Source organism: Streptomyces sp. NBC_00009 (genome assembly GCF_045040855.1).
Taxonomy (GTDB): Bacteria; Actinomycetota; Actinomycetes; order Streptomycetales; family Streptomycetaceae; genus Streptomyces; species Streptomyces aureus.
Genome location: NZ_CP108312.1, coordinates 357,834 through 375,288 on the forward strand (window position 1 = coordinate 357,834; position 17,455 = coordinate 375,288).

The following is a 17,455-nucleotide window of genomic DNA, read 5'->3' on the forward strand; positions in this document are numbered from 1 at the left end:
GTGGTCCGCAACGGCTGGCAGATCCGAGGCTTAGGACTCCTCACACAATGAGCTACCGGGATTGACTGTCTGTCAGAGAGACGTGGGGGTGGGGGTGGGGTGCGTGACGGCTCGCGGCCGACCCGACCTGCGACGGTTACTGCGCAAGAAAACTACACGCATGCTGTTCGGTGCCGTTCTCTGATCCCGTTGAGCAGTTCGGGACGGGGACCGGGGAGGTGGGCGGGTGCCAGGTGAGAATCCAGCCGGCGGTAAGCGCCACCGCGCCGCCTGCCACGGCGATTGCGCCGCCTGTTCCGATGCCTGCGGCCACCGAGCCGAAGCAGGCCGGCCCAACGCCCTGCAGCGTCATGCTGCCGGAGCCGAGCAGACCGAAGGCCTGGCCTTGGCCATCCTGCGGCAGGGCGTCCAGGAACGGCCGTTGCAGGCCGAGACCGTAGGCGAATCCGAAGCCGCAGAGCAGCAGCAGACAGGACGAGACGCCCACTCCGGGCTCGGCAGCGAAGCCGACCAGCGGCAGTCCCATCAGCGCAATCAACGGGACTACCAGTCGCTCCCGGGTGGGTGGCCGTAGGAGTCGACCCACCAGCAGGTCACCGACAAGCATGCCGACCGGCAGACAGCCCATCAGCACCGCGTACCAGCCGGGCGCGAAGTGGCGTCCTCCCGCGTAGGCGACGATCAGGCCTTCCGCGCCCGCTACGAACGCGGACGGTAGCCACTGGGCCAGCATCAGTCGTCGCACCGTGTGTCCGCGCAGCAGCAGGCCGGCACCGTGCAGGCTTGCCCGGACGGCCCCGCCATCGCCCCGAGCGCTGCCGGGTGTGCCGCCGAACTCTCCCAGCTGCAGCCGAGGTAGCCGGATGCGGATAGCGAGCGCGCAGCCGAGGTAGAGGGCGGCGCTCACCGCGAGCGCCCGGTGCGGGCCGAGTACCGCGACGGCCGCACCTCCCAGCGCCAGACCGAACAATTGCGCGCCGGAGCCAGCGATGTTGTTCAGTGAACGGCCCAGTACATAGGCGTCGCCCTCCAGCCACTGCGCGACCAGCCGACTCGACGCGCCGCTGAACACCGGTGTGGCGAGGGCGACCAGCGCCACGACACCGAGGCTAGCCGCGATCGGCATCCGCACCAGGGCGAGCAGCAGGGCGGCGGCGCACTCCAAGGCGTAGCCGCCGGCGATGAGCGCGCGGGGCGGCAGTTGGTCAGCCAGTGAGCCCAGCAGCAGCGAGCCGAACAACTGCGGGAGAAAGCCGATGCCGAAGGCCAGTGCGCTCAACAGCGCGGAGCCGGTGGCCGCAAAGACCAGCACCGAGAACGTGGTGATCCGCAGCGAGCCCGCAGTGATCGCGACGGTGCGGGTCGAGAAGAGCAGCCGGAATCGCGGCTCGGCCAGCACCTCCCGGTAGGTGGCACGGTGGTTGCCCTGCGCGGGTCCGGCGGTTGGGGTCATGACGCCCACCCTCGCTGTGCGCCCACGCCACTCACCAATGATTCGTCGCTGGACGAATCGGAACAGACGTCCCGCGGTAGCATGGCAGGGTGCTCCGCTTCGAAGTCTCCGTCGAGGACCTGCTGCGCAGCCGCTTCGCACTGTCGCCCGCGATGGACCTCTGCTTACTGCTACGCTCGCTCGCCGGCCAAGACCGGCCGCTGCCGCGAGCCTGGGCCACCCGGCTCCTGCCGGCCTTTGAACGGCTTCGCCGCGAGACCGAACTGAACGCCGCCCTCGCCCTGCACACCCCGCAATCCGGACCGAACTTCGTCGCCCCGCCCCCGCGCGGCCTCAACCAGACCTGGGCAGACGACCTGGCCATGATCCGGGCCACACCGCTGGAAGCGGCCCGCCACGAATTCGCCACCACTGCGACCGGCCCGTCCGCCCGTGATCCCCGCGTACGCGCAGTGCTGGACTCGACGGACGCCGTCTCCAGGATCGCCGAGGCGATGGACCAGGCGTGGCACGAGCTGCTCGCCACGGACTGGCCGCAACTGCGCACGATTTGTGAGCGCGATGTCGTGCACCGGGTGGGTGTGATCGGCGAACACGGATGGGCCACGACCATCGAGAGCCTGCACCCGGGCATCGCCTGGCGCGCCGGCGGTATCGAGCTCGGCTTCTTCCGAGGCGGAACAGTCCGCCTCGCCGGCGACGGGCTACTGCTGATCCCTTCGGTCTTCGTCGGGAATATCGCCGCCCACCTGGAAGACCCCTGGCCCAGGACCTTGGTCTATCCTGCCCGCGGCACCGCCGCCCTTTGGGGCGAACAGGAGACCGTCCCCCAACCGGACGCGCTGACCGCTCTGGTCGGCCGGGCCCGAGCCCGGCTGCTGGTGGCGCTGGACGCCCCGGCCAGTACCAGCCACCTCGCCCGAAGCCTCGCCATGGCACCCGGCGCGGTAGGAGACCACCTCGCCATCCTGCGAGGCGCGGGGCTGCTCGTCCGCGCCCGGTCCGGACGGTCGGTGCTCTACCGGCGCACCCCGCTCGGCGAGGCACTGGTCGGCGGTTCGGGCTGAGGGCTCAGATCAGCACCGTTTTTTTGAGGCGTCGCCAGCAGATGATTGCGCAGCCGAGGGTGAGGAAGGCCTGGTGGATGTCGGCGCGGATTTCCCAGCGGATACGCAGTCGGCGGAACCAGCGCAGAAGTGCGAAGGCCGCTTCGACGACCCAGCGGTTCTTGCCCAGGCCGCTTCCGTGCTCGGTGCCGCGCCGGGCGATGAGCGGGCGGATGCCCAGCTCACGGACCTGGCGGCGGTAGACGTTGTGGTCGTAACCGCGGTCGGCGTAGAGGACGTCGGGGCGCTGACGGGGTCGTCCGCGCTTGCCGCGGATGGTGATCGAACTGCAGCGGGGAGAGCCCGGGCGAGCACTGCCGAACCAAGCGCCCACTCCCCCGCCCTCAGTGCCCTCGCCTACAGCCTCTACACCTCGCTGGGGCTCGAGCGGGTCCGAGTGCGCCACCTCGCCATGCGAGCCGACCGGCTCGGGCCAGATGAGACTGCGCACCATCAACTGCTGCTCGACGACGGCGTCGACGACAAAGCCCGCCGCATCGAAGCCGTCGCAGACGCCGCTCGCACTCGGTTCGGACCATGCGTCATCACAGCCGCCACCCTCGCGCGCCCCAAGCGAGGCGGGCACCCAGGGAGCAGTCATGAACCGGCGTGAGAGCAGGCCACTACTACCCGGTCCTCGGGCATCCGAGGAGTCACCTCGCGTCCTGCGGCTCACGTTCGAGTTCCACGTGCCCGTCAGCCTGCGCACGAACATTCACGGCGACCGCATGCGCGCAGCCGCTACGGCGTTCACCATCGCCGTGCGAACCCTGGCCGACCAGGCGTTTCGGTGGGCCGACAAGATGAACGTCCGTCACGAGTGGTCGTACGCCTGGTACGACTCGGACCTTGACCCGGAGAAGCGGGAGCCGATCGAGCTTCCCAAGACGGACAAGAACACGGCCAAGCCGAAGTAGCCGGCGCGGGCCTGCTGTACGTACCACGGACATCTGGCCTCCGGCCACCGATGGAGAGCAAACGTCAGGGCCAGCCCGGTCGCCGGGATACGAGTTTGGCGAGGACGACGACGTCCGTGCCGGGCAAGCAGGAGTGCAGCGCCATCGGGTGCCCGGTCTCCATCCGGACCGGGTGATCTCGATTGCTTCGTCGACGCGGCCCGAGTCCTCAAGCAACTCAGCCTCAACTATGACGGCCCCCAGGTTTGCCCCTTGCCGCTGAAGCGGATCACCGCGAGGGTGAGGATGTGATCTTCCCCTTTATCCATGACGGGTGCAGCGGGATCCGTGACGGTGGCCGTCGAGCTCGTTGATGAGCCCGAAATGGTTGGTATGCCGCCGGGTGCGCGCGGGTTCCCGTGCTGCAGCGCCAGTATCGAGCACCCTGCCCAGGGCTATCGTGCAATGTTCGGCTGGGTCCAACTGGTCCAGTCAACGGACAGCCCCTCGAACGGAACGGCCTTCGAGGTGGACCCGTTCTTCCTGTTCGAGGACGCGCCTTCCCCCTATGCCTTCTTCGGTGTCAGGCCCACGCTGTTCGACGCACCGTCACGAGATGAGCGTAAGCCGCTCGCGTGGCTCGCCCACAGCTTCCTGGCCTGGACTCCATTAGAGGAGACCGAACGGCACGTCGCGCCGTTGACCGGCTTCTCCTGGGGGTTCGACATCGACGACACCGGCCGGATCACCCCTCGGCCTGTGCGTGCATTGGCACCCGGTGAATGGGACACGCACCGCCCCTACCTGAGTGCCTGTCATCCCGACTGTCCTTCGATCAGTGGTAGCCAGGGGGCAGCAGGGTCACCCGGGTGTGGTCAGGAGACTGCGGTGGCCTGCTGGGGAATCAGCCCATGCCCTACGCCCCACGATGATGGCGCCTTTGAATCTCCCCAGGGGTCACGTCGAACGGCTCGAGGACGGCACGGAGGTCGGAGTGTGGCTGAACCAGCACCAAGAGCAGGCGCGCCAAACTCACCGTCGGCAAGGTCCAGCAGCTCGCGGACCTCGAGCTGACCTGGGCGGCTGGTGAAAGGGACGCGTAGTGACCGGTGACAGCGCTGAAGAGCAGTGGGTACAGGCGGCCGTATGGCGGCACGGCCTGAGGTAGATAACCCTCCCGTTCCTGCCATGCCTGCCTGTCCTTCCGTCGTGCCCCGGCACGCCGTGATGACCGTCTCGCCCATGCCACCCCGGCACGCCTGTCGGGCCGGTAGGGCCAGCCGGGCCGGAGGGACCGGAGGGGCCGGGCGGGCCGGGCAGACCCTGCCGGATGCTGTTCCCCTGGAGGGCGATCCGCCGTGCTTGGAGTTCGTCGAGCTGCTGCTGGTGGGCGACGAGCACAACTGCCTGCGCGACGAGCACTACGGTCAGCGCTGCGCCGAGTGCACGGCGGCGTTGCGGGCTACGCCACGACTCTTTCATACTTCCCACATCATTCCTCACGTTATGTGACGACAAGGGGCAAAGGGCAAGGGCGCGGCAGAGGCGGACCTCCACGTCGGGCGCCCTTCCCGGGGCGAGCGGACACCCCACTTGCGCCGATCACTGCGGGAAGGGGCCAAAGCACGTCACGGGCCCAGCGCAGGCGGGTGTGCGGAGCCATGTTCACCTGCTTCGGGCGCCCCTTTCGGTGCGCGGAGAAGCCCAAGGGGTGTCGCGGGCTTCGGTGTCTGCTTTCAGGCCACAACCGCTATGCATGCGACGGACCGGGAACGGCCCCTGACGGCCGGTTGACGATCCCGCGCCGTGCCGTCGGCGTGTCCCACGCTCTCGGCGGCGCTGCACCCCGTCCGGGCACTGTCCACCACTGCGAGGGCACTATCCGGCCCCGCGCAAGGGCGCAATACCCTCCCGTGCACGCCAAAGGAGCCGGCCGGTGCGGCCGCGTGTCTAACTTGAAGCCGGCGCCGGCGGAACGACAGCATCCTTCCCGTCCTTCCCGCTCGTGCCGTCCTTCCCGTTCGTGCCGTCCTTGCCGTCCTTCCCGTCCGTGCCGGCCTTGCCTGCCGGGCCGATAGGGCCACCGGGACCAGAGGGACCGGCGGGGCCGGACGGCCCTGAAGGGCCGGGCTCAACGTTCGCCTGGACGTCGACGGGCTGCATCCGCAGGTCGTCGATCTGCACTTGCTGGGCGACGATCAGAGCTGACTGTGCGGCGAGCGCGACGGTCAGCACCGTGCCGAGCACGAGGGGGCGCCGCGGACTACGCAGCACTTCAATCACTCTTCTCACATCGTTCCTCACGCTATGTGACGGCGAAAGTGTAAAGGACAAGGCCGAGGACATGGCGGGAGTGGACCTGCGCGTCGAGTGTTTTCCCAAGGCCGCCCGAACGCCACACTTCTGCCGTTCACGGCACGAAGACGCTGAAGCACCACACCGGCGAAGCACGAGGGAGACCTGGCGTCGTTCAAGGCCAGGAGCGCGAGGCGGCGCCGGATCGACCTCCGACCGCGCCGCGAAGGGTGGCAGCGCAGGCCCGCGCACCTTGGGCCACAGACCACCGCCGAGGTGGCAACCGATCATCCTCGCAGTGAGCCGCTCCCGGGACTCGGGCCGCTATCGGGGTCTGCTCGGTGACCGGCGCGGCGTCCCGGCCGTGCGTTCGCCGAAGAGTCGATCGACGCCGAAGGCGCCGGTTGGCCATCGGCCGTCGTGTCGAAGTGGCCGCGGATCTCGAACAGGTCCTGGTGACCTGCGACGGCGTCGAAGTCGCCCCGGCGTGCCCGTAGTTGGGCTCGTCATCAGACGATCACCGATCCGGACCATGCGGCCGCTGCCGCGGCCGGCCGCAGGACTGCCGCGGTGAAGCACGCGCCCACGGATCTCACCGAGGTCGAAGAGCGGTCGCTCGACTCCTATGCCCGCATCTTCGGTGTCATCGACGGCGGACTGACCACCGGTGAAGAGGCAGCGTGATGAGCTCGCACAACACTAAACAGACAGGCAGCAATCGCGACGTCACCTCCGAACTCGTCTATCTCACCAAGGCGTTGAAGGCTCCGGCTCTGCGAGATGCAGCCGCCCGGCTTGCCGATCGGGCCCGCTCGGAAGAGTGGAGCGCCACGAGGAGTATCTGGCCGCCTGCCTGCAGCGGGAAGTTGCCGGCCGCGACTCCCACGGCGCCGAGGGACGCGTCCGCGCGGCTCGATCCCCTTCCCGCTTCGAACCCGAGGCCGCGAACCTGTTCTTCCAGTTCATCTCGGGCAGATACGAACGCGCGTCCGTGATCGTCACGAGCAACAAGCTTCGGCGACGGGATGCAAGTCCGGCTCGTGTTCGCCGTGTACTTGCTTGCCGGCCTCTTGCTGCTGCGAGGCCTGACGCGTGCACGGCGTCGGCGCTGGGCACGGATCAGGGCTTGGCGTCATCCAGCCCTTCGGCAGCTCTGCCACGATGGCCCACTCAAGACAGTGGCGATTGGCCCAGCCGTCCGGGTCACTTCACACCTAGGCTCGGGATGCGACGAATCGGACACCGTTCGCGGGTTGCCGAGCCGCCACCGAAAGTCCCCGTCCCACGAGGAACTCTTCATGCAAGCCATCACTGTCAGCGACCGTGACGCAGGCGTCCACGGTCTGACCATTACCGACCTGCCCTATCCCCACGCCGCCGAGAACGACGTGATCGTGCGGGTCCACGCCGCCGGGTTCACCCCGGGCGAGCTGGCCTGGCCCGGAACCTGGACCGACCGGGCCGGGCATGACCGTACCCCGAGCGTGCCCGGCCACGAGCTGTCCGGCGTGGTCGCCGAGCTGGGCTACGGCACCACCGGACTCACTGTCGGGCAGCGGGTCTTTGGTCTGACGGACTGGACCCGCAACGGTTCACTGGCCGAATACGCCGCCGTCGAGGCCCGCAACCTCGCCCCGCTCCCGGCGGATGTCGACCACACCACGGCCGCCGCCCTGCCGATTTCCGGGCTCACCGCCTGGCAGGCCCTCTTCGATCACGCCCGCCTCACCACCGGGCAGACCGTGCTCATCCACGGCGTCGCAGGCGGCGTCGGTTCCATCGCCGTGCAGCTCGCCCGTGAGGTCGGCGCCCAGGTCATCGGCACCGGCCGGGCCGATGACCGTGAGACCGCCCTCGGGCTGGGGGTGGATGCCTTCGTTGACCTCCAAGCCGAGCATCTCGAGGACATCGGCGACGTCGACGTGGTCTTCGACGTGATCGGCGGCGAGATCCTTGATCGCTCCGCCGCGCTGGTCCGTCCCGGTGGCACGCTGGTCACCATCGCCCAGCCGGTGACCGTCCAACCCGCAAACGGGCGGGCGATCTTCTTCGTCGTCGAACCCGACCGCGTGCGCCTCGCCGACCTCGCCAGGCGGCTGCGGGACGGGCGGCTCAAGCCGATCGTCGGCGCGGTTCGGGCGCTCGCCGAGGCGGCCGCCGCATTCGCCCCCGACAAGCGCACCCCCGGCAAGACGATCATCCGCGTCACCGAAGACTGACTGAGATAGCCACCGTTGCTCCGTCTCCGGCACCGGCGCTCCGCTGGAGGTCGACGACCCGGTCCAGTAGCGCGGCCTCGCGCATACGCCAGGCCCTGATCCGTGCCAGCGCCGACGCCGTGCATCACCGTCCCGGCCTCGACCTGGAACGCGTCAGCTTCACCCTGCTGCAGACCGCCCGTGATCAAGTGGTCCTCGGCGCGGGCATCCTTCCCGCCACCGGTCCCGTCGATCTCGTCGGCGTCATCGGCACAGCTGTGCCGGACGCGCTCCATCCCGCCCGGCGCCGCCTGCGCGTCAAGGCACGCAGCCGCAAGCGGCCGGCAAGCAAATACACGGCGAACACGGGCCAACACCCCACAACAAGCCAGAACTACACCCTCACCACGAACATCACATTCTTCGAGACCGGACTTGCATCCCGGCGCCGAACGTAAACGCAACGGTGTTGACTCCAGCTGCAGAACGTGATCTTCATGACGCGGGCACTACGAGGGGCGAAGAACAGAGCCTGTATCTCGTTGCAGGGGAGCGGGAGCAGCTCGTCCGGTCCCTGAGTGGCGGGCGCGGCGTCCTCCATTTGGCCCGCAGTGATTGCCGTAGCGCGGAGTTGGGGGTGGGCTGTCAGTGCGCCCGGTGACATTCGCGGGCGCCAAGAAGGCGGGGCGCCCTGCCCAAGAGCAGGGCCGGCCCCCGCCGACCCACACGAGACTTGGAGATCCCCATGCCCTACCGCAAGGGACAGCACGTGGAATACCGCGACCAGCAGGACGAGCTTCAGCGCGGCGAGATCCGAAGCACCGAGGGCAGCGGGGCGCAGGCCCGCTACGCCGTCCAGAACGAGGCGACCCTGCGCGAAGACAAGGTCAGCGAGAACCAGATCGAGCGGGAGCTGTAATACGCCCCTGCCGACACAGCCGCCGTTGCACCGAACCACAGTGCAACGGCGGACTGCTGGATACCCTGCGACAGTGGATGCAACGGCGGTAGCCAGTACGCCGGGTCAGGCATAACGGGTCCACGGTCCGGACATGGCCGGCATTCCACTACGTCGGTGGCGTCGTCGCGACGATGGCGCCATCCGGCCTGTCCGCGGTCGGCTGCGCCGGACGCCGGGCATGAGCGACGCCCCAGGCCTCACACCGGGCCGCCTCAAGGGCTGCCGGCAGATCGAGTCGGTCCTCGGTCCACAACCTCCCGGTCGTCCACAACCTCCCGGTCAAGGGTTCCCTACGTTGTCTGCGGGACCGGGCGAGCCCTTCGTATGGTTGGCCCACCCAGGGGCGTCGGGTGTGGCTTTCAAGGTTCTGCCGCTTGTGGCTTCCAGCGATTGGCCGCCCGACGCCCCGCGACGACTCGGCTGCCAATTAGGAATTGCGAATGATCGCTCTGTAGGGAATCGACAGCGAGGTCGTCCGTCGGGAGGCACCAGCACACCCCACCGCACGGAGGCACCACATGGCCGCGATCTGGGCCGGCATCGACGCAGGCAAGACCCATCACCACTGCGTCGCGATCGACGAGGGCGGCCGTCGGCTGCTGTCCCGACGCGTCGCCAACGATGAGCCCGAACTTCTTGAACTCCTCGCTGACGTCCTGGCCCTGGGCGAAGAGGTGTTCTGGGGCATCGATCTGGCCGACGGCGGCGCCGCCCTGGCCATCACGATCCTCCTCAACCACGACCAGCAGGTCCACTACATCTCCGGCCGGGTCATCCACCGCGCCTCCGAGAGCTACCGCGGCGAAGGCAAGACCGACGCCAAGGACGCCGCCGTCATCGCCGACCAGGTCCGCATTCGCCGTGACCTGCACCCCTTACGCCCCGGCGACGAGACCGTGACCGATCTCAAGATCCTCACCGGCCGTCGCATGGACCTGGTCGCCGACCGCACCCGCACCGTCAACCGGCTCCGGGCCCAACTGACCGGCATCTTCCCCAGCCTGGAGCGGGCCCTGGACCTCACCAACACCGGCCCGCTCACCCTGCTGACTGGCTACCAGACCCCGGCCGCACTGCGCCGCCTCGGCACCAAGCGCCTGGAGACCTGGCTCCGCAACCGCAGCGTCCGCAACTCCGACCGGCTCGCCAAGACCGCGGTCGAGGCCGCCGAACGTCAGCACACCAGCCTACCCGGGGAAAAGCTGACCGCGCAGATGGTGCACACCCTGGCAAAGGAGGTGATGGCCCTCCTCCGAAACTCACCACGTGAGACAACCTCTCAGGTCGACGGCCCACAACACGTCATCGGATATCGCCAACACGTCGCCGATCAGTGTCAGTAGTTCGGTCTCGTCATTGCGGATCCGGCGGGACAGCAGCCGCTTGCCCTCCGCGTTGATCGCCACGGCGTGGTGATGTGTCTTGCCGATGTCCACACCGGCCCAGATGTCGGGCACGTTCCCCTCCGCCAGCTCGTCGCACATGGAGCCCGCAGACGACCTCGCCGGCGTTGTCCTACAGCAGCGATCAAGTCGCGTATCCCAATTGGCGGTCGGGTCGTCGTGGGGCCTCGGGCGGCCAAGTCCCGTAAGCCATCCAGCGGCTCAGCCTTTACAGCCATACCCGAAGCCCCCGGGCCCTCCGATCCTACGAACGACCAGAGCAGGCCCACGTCAAGAAGGTAGGACAGCCTTTATAGCAACCCCACTCAAGGGTCCGGCAGCTCGATGCCGGACCCTTTTGTGGTGTGGCCGGGGGTAGGGGACATGGCACCGCCCCGGCACAGGATGCGCCCGGCGGTCAACTACTGCCCTGATGGAGGGTCCGCAAGGTCACCGGGAGGTCGGCACCGAAGGGGGTCCGTGCAGACCTGCCCTGGAGATCAGCGGCGAGCTGGCGGATCGCGGGGAGTCGGGCGAACAACGCCTCCCCGGGGCAGTCGGTGGCAAAGCCGTCGCGGTGGCCGGAGATCGCGTTGAATGTGGCCGAAGTTCCCTTGGTGTAACGGCTCTTGTCATTCGTGGATGTCAGCCGCACCTTGCTGGTGGGGTCGACGCCGCGCAAGCCGAGTTTCCAGGCGGCGAGGGCCGCGATCCCGCGTTCCATGGCCGCCGGCACCGGCGTCCCCAGTCCGAAGGTGCCGATCGCCGCGATCCCCGTGGTGCTCTGATTGAACCCGATGGTGTGGGAGCCGATGACGGGGCGGTCGGTACCGCCGGCGCGGCCTTCGTAGATGTTGCCGCATTTGTCGACGAGGAAGTTGTAGCCGAGGTCTCCCCACTTCTGGTCACGGGTCTGGCCCGTGTACAGATTGCGCAAGGTACGCGGGACGTCCGCGCACGTGTAGTCGTTGGGGGTGTCGGTGTGGTGGATGAAGATCGCCGCAACCCCTTGCGCGTAGTGGGCATGGGGGTCGCGCTTGGTCTCGTCGGCCCGCCACTGCGAACGCGACACGATGACGGGTCGATGCGCTGTGTGAGGGAACAGCACGGGCGCCGCTCCGAGGGACGGGAAGGTCTGAGCGAAAGCGACAGCCGGCTCCGTAGCCGCTTCGGCCCGCCACGCCGACGGAAGGGATTCCGACTTTGTCCCACTGATGACGGCGGCCTTCGTCGTTCCGCCCGGTGCCACCACGAGAGGAACTGCCATAGGGACCGCGACCCACAGTGCTACTCGATGCAGACGCACAGGAATACCTTCTTTGTCTCCCCGACATGACGGATGGAGCACGTACGCCCAACAGCTTCGCGGGCGGAGATGCCCTGCGCGCGCCGGTTACGGCAGTCAGGCGAGCGTTTCGACGCCCAGCACCGCATCTGACGCCACGCGCTGATCCACCAGGGATTACGGGACACCCCTTAGCCCTCACACCGATCGTCCATGTTGCCCGACGGCCGGAGTCACCCGATCGACCATGCGGCGCCGCCTCTTGGCCGTTGTCGGAGTCAGCTCCGCCAGGGCTGAGCATCCGGGGCTCGCGATCCGCTCGTGTTTTCGCGGCGCCGACAGCGTGCACGCCAAGCCGCGGCAACGCGGCGAACCTCGAATTCGCAGGTCACAGCATGAACGGTCGACACTGCGGTTCAGAGAAGCCGTTCGCTTAACCGACTCCGTGAAGCTCCGAGCAGCGGAGCGGCGATTCTCCGTCGTGAGTGGCCCGTTTGTTTCGCAGCAAGGACAGCGTCCTGGGGTAGTACGCCGTCAGGTCCGCCACACGGTTACCACCGCGGCCACCATCGTGGTGAGTGCCGCGAGCGACACCATCACAGTCCGCATGCGCTCGGCGAGGCGGACTGTCCGGCATGGCCGGCATGGCTGGCATGGCTGGCATGGCTGGCATGGCTGGCATGGCTGGCATGGCTGGCATGGCTGGCAAGAAGGATCGCTCCTTCCCGGTGGCCGGATCTTCCCGCCCCGTTGGGGTCGCTCAGCACCTGGCAGAAAGAGCTGTCGGCACCATGGGCAGTCGCTCTCGGAACTGCCCAGCGAGCGTCTGTCGTCGTCGCCTCTCATGTCACTCCATCGCGGCTTCAACCGAGTCATAGATCTGCAAGGACCGGTGCAAGCTCGTGATGCGGAAGATCTGGAGAACACCCGGATGCGTGATCACCAGTCTCAGGTCACCGGCGTGCGCACGGAACCGCTTGCTGATGGCGACGAAGAGCCCAAGGCCCGTCGAGTCCATGAACGAAACCCCCACCAGGTCCACGATGAGGTGACGCCGCCCCCCTTCGATACAGGCGACCACGTACTCCCTGATCCGGGGCACGGTGTAAGCGTCGACCTCGCCGTGGACCTCGACGACGGTCCAGCCCTTCTCGTCACGGTGGCTGATGACAAATTCGGGGTGCATGGTTCGCCTAACGGCGATGCCCTGGAGAGAGGTTTCGGGCTGTGCCTGCCGCACGCCCGTTCCGCATATGCACGAACGATTCGCCGTGACCTCACCCACGAGCACGCGCGTGTCCAAGGCTCCGCCTCCGCGAAGGCGCGGCATGCAAACCCGGTGGTGCGCTGCCGGGCACGGTGCTCGGCACGGTGCGGAGCTCGACGCAGATCAAGGCGCCCCGGCCGTGGCGAACTGTGCGCTTACGGCCGGCCCGGTCGTGGGCGCCGCCTCACGGCAGACCGTCAGGAACTGGGCTTGCTGCGGGTGGCCCCGCCACGCCCGCGCAGGGTGACGCCCGCCTCGGTGAGGATGAGGTGGACGAAGCCGTACGAACGTCCGGTGCTGTCGGCGATGCTCCGGATCGAGGCGCCGCTTTCGTATGCGGCCTTCAGCTCGGCGGCGAGCTTGTCGCGTGCCGCACCGGTGATCCGCTTGCCCTTGTCCATGACCTCTCCTTCACTGTCCGAACGGCGATCATCGCGCACCCTGCGACCGCCCGTCAGGCAATCAGCCTGCTTCGACCGCGGCCCGTTCACATCGGATGTGAACCCCGTGCCGGCGAGATGCAGTTGCGGTCCAGGGGGTAGCGCTGCGATTGGTCTTGCTGCCTGGGGGCGTCAGGACGCGTGGGGCACTGCGCGGGTGAGGGGTTCGAGGTCGCCGTAGCGGGCGGCGTGGAGGGCTGCGGCCAGTTCGCGGGCCCGGGGATCGTTGTCCACGTCGTGCAGGACGAAGTAGACGGGGCCGGCGGAGGAGTCGGGGCGGATCTCCTGGGAGCGGATGAGGCGGATGACGGCCTCGCGCACGGCGTCGTACACCGCAGTGTCGATGGTGTGCTGGGGCGCGGTGAGCGCGTCGGTCTTGACCGTCCACCGGGACGTTGGGGCTCGACTGCGATGAACACGACGCGCTGATCTTTGGCCGCCTGGCGCGCGGCGTGGAAGGCGTCCAGGCCGGTCGCGTCCGGGATCCGGTCGGCGGGGCAGGGGGTCGGCAGCGGCTGCATGAGAGGCATCTCCCCAGGAGGGAGACGGAGGAGCTTTGTGTTGACGCGGCGCGTGTCCTTGCGGGCAGCGGACAGCGGGGACGTTGAGACGGTGCGCGACAGCGGCCTCCGGTTCCCCTTCCCGGACCGCATGACCGACAGCCCTGGCCTCTGCCCTTCGGGGGCATGGTCAGGGCTTCGCGCTGCGGGCGGTGTTCCCTGCGGAGGCCGAGGTGGTGCACTGGTGGGGCTGCCGGAGCGGCGGAGCCCCACCACGGTGGCACCGGCCCGGCAGCCCTGGAGCGCGGCGCCGATGCGCCTGCGGGCTCCTTGGGGATGCGGTGCGTCGTGTACGCACTGGCCTAACACCGCTCCGCACCTGGCAGCGGCCCGCGCCGACGGCGGGGCCCCGCTGCCAGGTGCGGCGGGCGAAACGCCGTCGACGGGGGCAGCGCCCCGCCGATCCAACTTCGCTGACAATCCGTCCAAGTTCGATGTCACCGGACAGATGAGTTCGGATGTCGGCCGAGGACCTGTGAGCCTCTGAATGTCGGCGGGATTCGATGTCACTCGGGTGCGTAAGGAGAGCATCTTCACCGGGTCGTCGGAGGATCTGTCTCAGGTTCAGCGGAAAGCGATCATTGGGCGCGATCGGTTCCCGGTGTGACGGATGCCCGGCAAGGTGGGGGTATGACAGTGGGATTCAGTGGCGCTGTGGCCGAGTACTACGCAAAGTTCCGACGTGGATACCCTTCCCAGGTTTTCGATGCGTTGCAGGAAGCCTTCGAGCTGTCGGAAGCCGATGTCGTGCTCGATGTGGGGTGTGGCACTGGCCAGCTTGCTCTTCCCTTCGCTTCCCGGGTTCGTTCCGTGGTGGGCGTGGACCCTGAGCCGGACATGCTGCGGCTGGCCCGGGACGCAGCCGATAGCCAGGGGATTCGGAACGCGACCTGGATGCTCGGTGCCGACACCGATGTTCCAGCGCTGAGGTCGTTGATGGGAGAGCGGTCGCTGGCGCTGACGGTCGTCGGACAGGCGCTTCATTGGATGCAGCACGATGAACTCTTCCGCGCCGTGTCGCCGCTGCTCCGTAGGGGTGGAGGCATCGCGGTGATTTCGAACGGAACGCCGCTGTGGCTGCAGGACAGCGCATGGTCTCGTGCCCTGCGCGGGTGTCTGGAAGGGTGGTTGGGCACCACGCTGGAAGCGTCCTGCGGCACCAGCAGCCGCGACCGGCTGAGGTATGCGCAGGCGCTGGAGTCCGCGGGTTTCGTCGATGTGCGGGAAATGGTGGTCGAATACAGGGGTGAGCTGAGCTTCGATCAGCTGTTTGGCGGAGTCTGCTCGGCAATCCCCGCGGATCAGTTGCCCGGACCGGATGACCACGCCGACTTCGCCGAACGTATCCGGCAAGCGCTCCCCGCGGACGAGCGGTTCACCGAGCATGTGAGGGTATCCACGCTCGTGGGACAGGTCGGGAACGTGGACGCTTAGCCCGCGGCTCGGGCAGCCAGTCGAAGACCCGCTTGGCGGTGTGCCGCTGCTTCGGCGGAGCATCGTGATCCCTGCGGAGCGTCTCGTCGATCAACGGCTTGTACGGATCCAGCCTGGTCGGACGCGGGGCAGCTCCGTGCGCGGCTCGGGCCAGACCAGGTCGAGTGCCTTTCGGACCGTCTGCCAGGTCACCCGTACTTGCGCTGCACAGCGCGCATCGACAGACTGCGGCTCCATCCCCGGCCAGGCCAGCCACGAAGGCCAGGAGGGCGCCCTGGAGGCCACTCCCGACCTCACCGCACCCCCGGAGCTGCTGCCCCTGGCCGAGGTCGCCCGGCGAAGAGTTCGATGCCTCCAGCGCCGACACCATGCGCCGGCACAAGGCCCGCCGCGACGACTTCCCCAAGGGCACCGAAGTGAACGGCCGAGAGGTCTACACCGTGGACCAGATCGGCGCGTACCACTCGCCCCAGAGGAAGAAGGCGTAGCCTAAGAGAGTAGCGGCAGTCGCGTGTACGGTGCTCTGACCAGGGAACACCGCACGAACGGCCCCCTCTCCGGAGGGGGCTTTTCCATGCCTGAGGCCACTCTAGAGGGGTCTTCCAGGGCGTACAGAACGGCTGCCGGTCAGAGGTCGAGGACAGCGCGTAGGGCCTGGTTGACGCGGGCCATGGTGGCGGGGTCGACGGTGCCGCGGTGGGTCGCCTCGGCGAAGCGGACGGCACGTAGTTGCTGGAGGTTCACGGCGACTGCGGTGCAGGGGATCGGGGTGTCGATGACGACGGACATCGCGGTTTGTCATCGAAGACCGAGCGTGTGATCAGCGGTGGGCCGTTACGGTCAGGCGTCCTAGCGCGGCATGGCCGGGCGGGCCCCACGTGGGCTTGCCGCCGGGGCGGCCGTGGACGCCGGCATCTCCGACGAGGATGCAGGTAAGGGCTTTCAGCACCGCCCAGCCACGGGCGCGGCGCAGGGTCGCCGCGTCTGGGGCCGGCTCGTATGCGGCATAGAAACGGTCGGCGGCGCCGTCCGGCAGCAGGATCCACGCGGCAGCGAGGTCGCAGGCAGGATCGCCCGCGCAGAGATCGCCGAAGTCGATCACACCGCAGAAGGTGCCGTCCGCGGTGAGGACATTGGCCGGATGCAGGTCCCCGTGGAGCCACAGCGGCGGGCCCGCCCAGCCGGGCGCAGCTGCGGCGTCCTCCCAAACGGCGCGGACGGCATCCGGGTCGGGGACCAGCCCCATCTCGGTGACCGAGGCGAGCTGCCCGGCGAACCCCTCAGCACCATCGGCCAGCAGCCCTCCGTGGTAACGGCCGACGGGAGCCCCGCTGGGAGCTGGCCAGTGCAGAGCGGTGAGGAAGGCGGCCAGGGCATCGGCCGCCTCTGCGGCGCGCGTGGCGGGAGATCGGTCCGCAGGCGCTCCCGGCACCCAGGTGGTGACGATCCAGGGCCGCGGAAAACGCTCGGAGGGCTCGCCGAGGCGCTGCGGTATGGGGACCGGCAGCGGGAGGTGCGGGGCAAGTGCGGGCAGCCACGTGTGCTCCTTGCGCAGCAGCTCGTCCGCGGACAGCGTCGCCCAGGGCAGCCGCACGGCGAGGTCGTCGCCGAGCCGCCACAGCTGGTTGTCCCAGCCGCGCGCGCCAAGCCTCAACGGGCGGTCGGCCAGATCAGGGTGCTGGTCGCGCAGCAGATCCCGGACCAGGTCTGCGGTGATCTCGATCTCGGTATGGGGCATCCAGAGCCACGCTAGTCGAACGGTGATCCGGCGTTTGTGACGCCCAGCCCCCTGTGCCGCTCAACTTTCGATGGCACGAACCCACCGTTCACTGATCTTCGCCCGGCAAAAGCCAAGGTTCGGTGGCACAGGACAGTCAGCAACGTGCCGGGCCTCGGTCTGCGGCCGGGCAGAAGATCGAACGCACGCTCTATTCAAAAGTATGAGCACCATCGCCTCGCACGCCCTGACCGACCGGCAGCGCCGCATCGTCGTGTGCGCGCGTGAGTGGATCGCTGAGCATGGCGAGGCGCCATCCGTGCGCGAGCTGGGAGCGGCCATGGAGCTGACCAGCACGTCCAGCGTCGCGTATCACCTGCGGCGGCTCCGGGAACGGGGCCTGGTGGTGGAGACCCGGGGCCGCCACGGCGACCGGTGCCCGCGCTGCGGGCAGTGATCGG

At 68.4% G+C, this 17,455-nt stretch carries 15 protein-coding genes and 3 pseudogenes; 8 read left to right on the forward strand and 10 right to left on the reverse strand.

The window, feature by feature from the left end; genetic code table 11:
* Positions 1–136: 136 nt before the first annotated feature.
* Positions 137–1,453: an MFS transporter gene (locus tag OHA58_RS01650; protein WP_405475545.1), complete on the reverse strand. Its 1,317-nt coding sequence runs from the start codon at positions 1,451–1,453 to the stop codon at positions 137–139.
* A gap of 89 nt (positions 1,454–1,542) precedes the next feature.
* Between OHA58_RS01650 and OHA58_RS01655 the strand changes: the two genes are divergently transcribed.
* Positions 1,543–2,520 (forward strand): ArsR/SmtB family transcription factor, encoded by a 978-nt coding sequence (locus tag OHA58_RS01655; protein ID WP_405475548.1) that lies wholly within the window; start codon positions 1,543–1,545, stop codon positions 2,518–2,520.
* Positions 2,521–2,524: 4 nt separating this feature from the next.
* Here the strand turns inward: OHA58_RS01655 and OHA58_RS01660 are convergent.
* Positions 2,525–2,836: pseudogene (locus OHA58_RS01660) on the reverse strand (transposase); the annotation flags it as partial.
* Between the two features lie 322 nt (positions 2,837–3,158).
* Here OHA58_RS01660 and OHA58_RS01665 point away from each other — a divergent pair.
* Positions 3,159–3,476 carry a hypothetical protein gene (locus tag OHA58_RS01665; RefSeq protein ID WP_405475551.1) on the forward strand — a complete coding sequence of 106 codons (318 nt, stop codon included), beginning with the start codon at positions 3,159–3,161 and terminating at the stop codon, positions 3,474–3,476.
* 1,929 nt (positions 3,477–5,405) lie between these two features.
* Here the strand turns inward: OHA58_RS01665 and OHA58_RS01670 are convergent.
* A complete protein-coding gene (locus OHA58_RS01670; protein ID WP_405475553.1) occupies positions 5,406–5,729 on the reverse strand; it encodes a hypothetical protein in 324 nt (107 codons plus the stop codon).
* Positions 5,730–7,048: 1,319 nt separating this feature from the next.
* On the opposite strand from OHA58_RS01670, the gene OHA58_RS01675 reads away from it, so the two are divergent.
* From OHA58_RS01675 to OHA58_RS01690, 4 genes and pseudogenes are all read left to right on the forward strand, one after another.
* Entirely contained in the window at positions 7,049–7,969 is a 921-nt protein-coding gene (locus tag OHA58_RS01675; RefSeq protein ID WP_405475555.1) for an NADP-dependent oxidoreductase, read from the forward strand.
* 119 nt (positions 7,970–8,088) lie between these two features.
* On the forward strand, positions 8,089–8,406 hold the full coding sequence (locus OHA58_RS01680; protein WP_405475557.1) for a hypothetical protein: 318 nt from the start codon (positions 8,089–8,091) through the stop codon (positions 8,404–8,406).
* Between the two features lie 287 nt (positions 8,407–8,693).
* Complete coding sequence (locus tag OHA58_RS01685; RefSeq protein WP_399294526.1) at positions 8,694–8,867, forward strand: hypothetical protein; 174 nt, start codon at positions 8,694–8,696, stop codon at positions 8,865–8,867.
* A 560-nt stretch (positions 8,868–9,427) separates the two neighbouring features.
* Positions 9,428–10,159 (forward strand): annotated as a pseudogene (locus OHA58_RS01690) (IS110 family transposase); the annotation flags it as partial.
* A 30-nt stretch (positions 10,160–10,189) separates the two neighbouring features.
* On the opposite strand, the pseudogene OHA58_RS01695 reads toward OHA58_RS01690, so the two are convergent.
* The 5 genes and pseudogenes from OHA58_RS01695 to OHA58_RS01715 all read right to left on the reverse strand — a co-directional run.
* A pseudogene (locus tag OHA58_RS01695) lies at positions 10,190–10,393 on the reverse strand (transposase); the annotation flags it as partial.
* 316 nt (positions 10,394–10,709) lie between these two features.
* Entirely contained in the window at positions 10,710–11,363 is a 654-nt protein-coding gene (locus OHA58_RS01700; protein WP_405475559.1) for a peptidoglycan recognition protein, read from the reverse strand.
* A 1,060-nt stretch (positions 11,364–12,423) separates the two neighbouring features.
* Entirely contained in the window at positions 12,424–12,762 is a 339-nt protein-coding gene (locus OHA58_RS01705; protein WP_405484688.1) for an STAS domain-containing protein, read from the reverse strand.
* 278 nt (positions 12,763–13,040) lie between these two features.
* Positions 13,041–13,244: a helix-turn-helix domain-containing protein gene (locus OHA58_RS01710; protein ID WP_405475562.1), complete on the reverse strand. Its 204-nt coding sequence runs from the start codon at positions 13,242–13,244 to the stop codon at positions 13,041–13,043.
* 171 nt (positions 13,245–13,415) lie between these two features.
* On the reverse strand, positions 13,416–13,616 hold the full coding sequence (locus OHA58_RS01715) for a hypothetical protein (RefSeq protein WP_405475564.1): 201 nt from the start codon (positions 13,614–13,616) through the stop codon (positions 13,416–13,418).
* Positions 13,617–14,473: 857 nt separating this feature from the next.
* On the opposite strand from OHA58_RS01715, the gene OHA58_RS01720 reads away from it, so the two are divergent.
* Entirely contained in the window at positions 14,474–15,277 is an 804-nt protein-coding gene (locus OHA58_RS01720; RefSeq protein ID WP_405475565.1) for a class I SAM-dependent methyltransferase, read from the forward strand.
* A 627-nt stretch (positions 15,278–15,904) separates the two neighbouring features.
* Here OHA58_RS01720 and OHA58_RS01725 read toward each other — a convergent pair.
* Positions 15,905–16,066 carry a hypothetical protein gene (locus OHA58_RS01725; RefSeq protein ID WP_405475568.1) on the reverse strand — a complete coding sequence of 54 codons (162 nt, stop codon included), beginning with the start codon at positions 16,064–16,066 and terminating at the stop codon, positions 15,905–15,907.
* Between the two features lie 31 nt (positions 16,067–16,097).
* Positions 16,098–17,015, reverse strand: a complete 918-nt coding sequence (locus tag OHA58_RS01730; protein ID WP_405475570.1) for an aminoglycoside phosphotransferase family protein — start codon at positions 17,013–17,015, stop codon at positions 16,098–16,100.
* Between the two features lie 202 nt (positions 17,016–17,217).
* Between OHA58_RS01730 and OHA58_RS01735 the strand changes: the two genes are divergently transcribed.
* On the forward strand, positions 17,218–17,451 hold the full coding sequence (locus tag OHA58_RS01735; RefSeq protein ID WP_405475572.1) for a hypothetical protein: 234 nt from the start codon (positions 17,218–17,220) through the stop codon (positions 17,449–17,451).
* Positions 17,452–17,455 lie beyond the last annotated feature (4 nt).